This window comes from Bacillus thermotolerans (assembly GCF_000812025.2).
Taxonomy (GTDB): Bacteria; Bacillota; Bacilli; order Bacillales; family Domibacillaceae; genus Quasibacillus; species Quasibacillus thermotolerans.
This window is the reverse complement of sequence record NZ_JWJE02000110.1, coordinates 1-1,496: the sequence shown is the minus strand read 5'-3', so window position 1 is coordinate 1,496 and position 1,496 is coordinate 1. Positions and strand designations below refer to the sequence as shown.

The following is a 1,496-nucleotide window of genomic DNA, read 5'->3' as shown; positions in this document are numbered from 1 at the left end:
CAGGGGCAGTAGGAATCGAACCCACACTGGAGGTTTTGGAGACCTCTGTTCTACCGTTAAACTATGCCCCTATAAGAATGGTGGAGGGGGACGGATTCGAACCGCCGAACCCTGAGGGAGCGGATTTACAGTCCGCCGCGTTTAGCCACTTCGCTACCCCTCCACAAATGCCGGCAAGAGGACTTGAACCCCCAACCTACTGATTACAAGTCAGTTGCTCTACCAATTGAGCTACACCGGCATAAATGATGGCTCAGGACGGAATCGAACCGCCGACACATGGATTTTCAGTCCATTGCTCTACCGACTGAGCTACTGAGCCTAACTTATGTATAAATGGCGGTCCGGACGGGACTCGAACCCGCGACCTCCTGCGTGACAGGCAGGCATTCTAACCAACTGAACTACCGGACCATAATTGCGGGGGCAGGATTTGAACCTGCGACCTTCGGGTTATGAGCCCGACGAGCTACCGAGCTGCTCCACCCCGCGACGATAAAAAATATAAATGGCGGAGGAAGAGGGATTCGAACCCCCGCGCGGTGTAACCCGCCTGTCGGTTTTCAAGACCGATCCCTTCAGCCAGACTTGGGTATTCCTCCATTTGATTATATAGCGGCGGAGGGGATCGAACCCCCGACCTCACGGGTATGAACCGTACGCTCTAGCCAGCTGAGCTACGCCGCCACTATGAAAATAAAAATGGAGCCTAGCGGGATCGAACCGCTGACCTCCTGCGTGCAAAGCAGGCGCTCTCCCAGCTGAGCTAAGGCCCCATGATTATAATATAAATAACCTTTCGGCTAATCGGGAAGACAGGATTCGAACCTGCGACCCCTTGGTCCCAAACCAAGTGCTCTACCAAGCTGAGCTACTTCCCGCTACGCGCCCGAGAGGAGTCGAACCCCTAACCTTTTGATCCGTAGTCAAACGCTCTATCCAATTGAGCTACGGGCGCATGTAATGTGGTGCCGAGGACCGGAATCGAACCGGTACGGTAGTCACCTACCGCAGGATTTTAAGTCCTGTGCGTCTGCCAGTTCCGCCACCCCGGCAAGCAAACTGGTAAAGCGGAAGACGGGATTCGAACCCGCGACCCCCACCTTGGCAAGGTGGTGTTCTACCACTGAACTACTTCCGCGAAACATGCGGGTGAAGGGAGTCGAACCCCCACGCCTTGCGGCGCCAGATCCTAAGTCTGGTGCGTCTGCCAATTCCGCCACACCCGCATAAAGTATATAAAATGGTGAGCCATGAAGGACTCGAACCTTCGACCCTCTGATTAAAAGTCAGATGCTCTACCAACTGAGCTAATGGCTCTAAAGTGGTGCCGGCAAGAGGACTTGAACCCCCAACCTACTGATTACAAGTCAGTTGCTCTACCAATTGAGCTACACCGGCCTAAATGGTGGAGGATGACGGGCTCGAACCGCCGACCCTCTGCTTGTAAGGCAGATGCTCTCCCAGCTGAGCTAATCCTCCACATGGTGACCCCT

At 54.5% G+C, this 1,496-nt stretch carries 17 tRNA genes; all 17 read right to left on the bottom strand.

The window, feature by feature from the left end:
* Positions 1-71, bottom strand: a tRNA-Trp gene (locus QY97_RS19220).
* Positions 72-78: 7 nt separating this feature from the next.
* A tRNA-Tyr gene (locus QY97_RS19215) sits at positions 79-163 on the bottom strand.
* A gap of 5 nt (positions 164-168) precedes the next feature.
* A tRNA-Thr gene (locus tag QY97_RS19210) sits at positions 169-241 on the bottom strand.
* Positions 242-249: 8 nt separating this feature from the next.
* A tRNA-Phe gene (locus QY97_RS19205) sits at positions 250-322 on the bottom strand.
* A 15-nt stretch (positions 323-337) separates the two neighbouring features.
* Positions 338-414: transfer RNA gene (locus QY97_RS19200), tRNA-Asp, on the bottom strand.
* 4 nt (positions 415-418) lie between these two features.
* Positions 419-492, bottom strand: a tRNA-Met gene (locus QY97_RS19195).
* 17 nt (positions 493-509) lie between these two features.
* Positions 510-602: transfer RNA gene (locus tag QY97_RS19190), tRNA-Ser, on the bottom strand.
* Between the two features lie 11 nt (positions 603-613).
* A tRNA-Met gene (locus tag QY97_RS19185) sits at positions 614-687 on the bottom strand.
* A gap of 16 nt (positions 688-703) precedes the next feature.
* Positions 704-776 (bottom strand) — tRNA-Ala (locus QY97_RS19180).
* Between the two features lie 31 nt (positions 777-807).
* Positions 808-881 (bottom strand) — tRNA-Pro (locus QY97_RS19175).
* Between the two features lie 3 nt (positions 882-884).
* Positions 885-958: transfer RNA gene (locus QY97_RS19170), tRNA-Arg, on the bottom strand.
* A gap of 8 nt (positions 959-966) precedes the next feature.
* A tRNA-Leu gene (locus QY97_RS19165) sits at positions 967-1,055 on the bottom strand.
* 14 nt (positions 1,056-1,069) lie between these two features.
* Positions 1,070-1,141: transfer RNA gene (locus QY97_RS19160), tRNA-Gly, on the bottom strand.
* A 6-nt stretch (positions 1,142-1,147) separates the two neighbouring features.
* Positions 1,148-1,229, bottom strand: a tRNA-Leu gene (locus QY97_RS19155).
* A 15-nt stretch (positions 1,230-1,244) separates the two neighbouring features.
* Positions 1,245-1,320: transfer RNA gene (locus QY97_RS19150), tRNA-Lys, on the bottom strand.
* 5 nt (positions 1,321-1,325) lie between these two features.
* Positions 1,326-1,401: transfer RNA gene (locus QY97_RS19145), tRNA-Thr, on the bottom strand.
* A gap of 5 nt (positions 1,402-1,406) precedes the next feature.
* Positions 1,407-1,482: transfer RNA gene (locus QY97_RS19140), tRNA-Val, on the bottom strand.
* Positions 1,483-1,496: the final 14 nt, after the last annotated feature.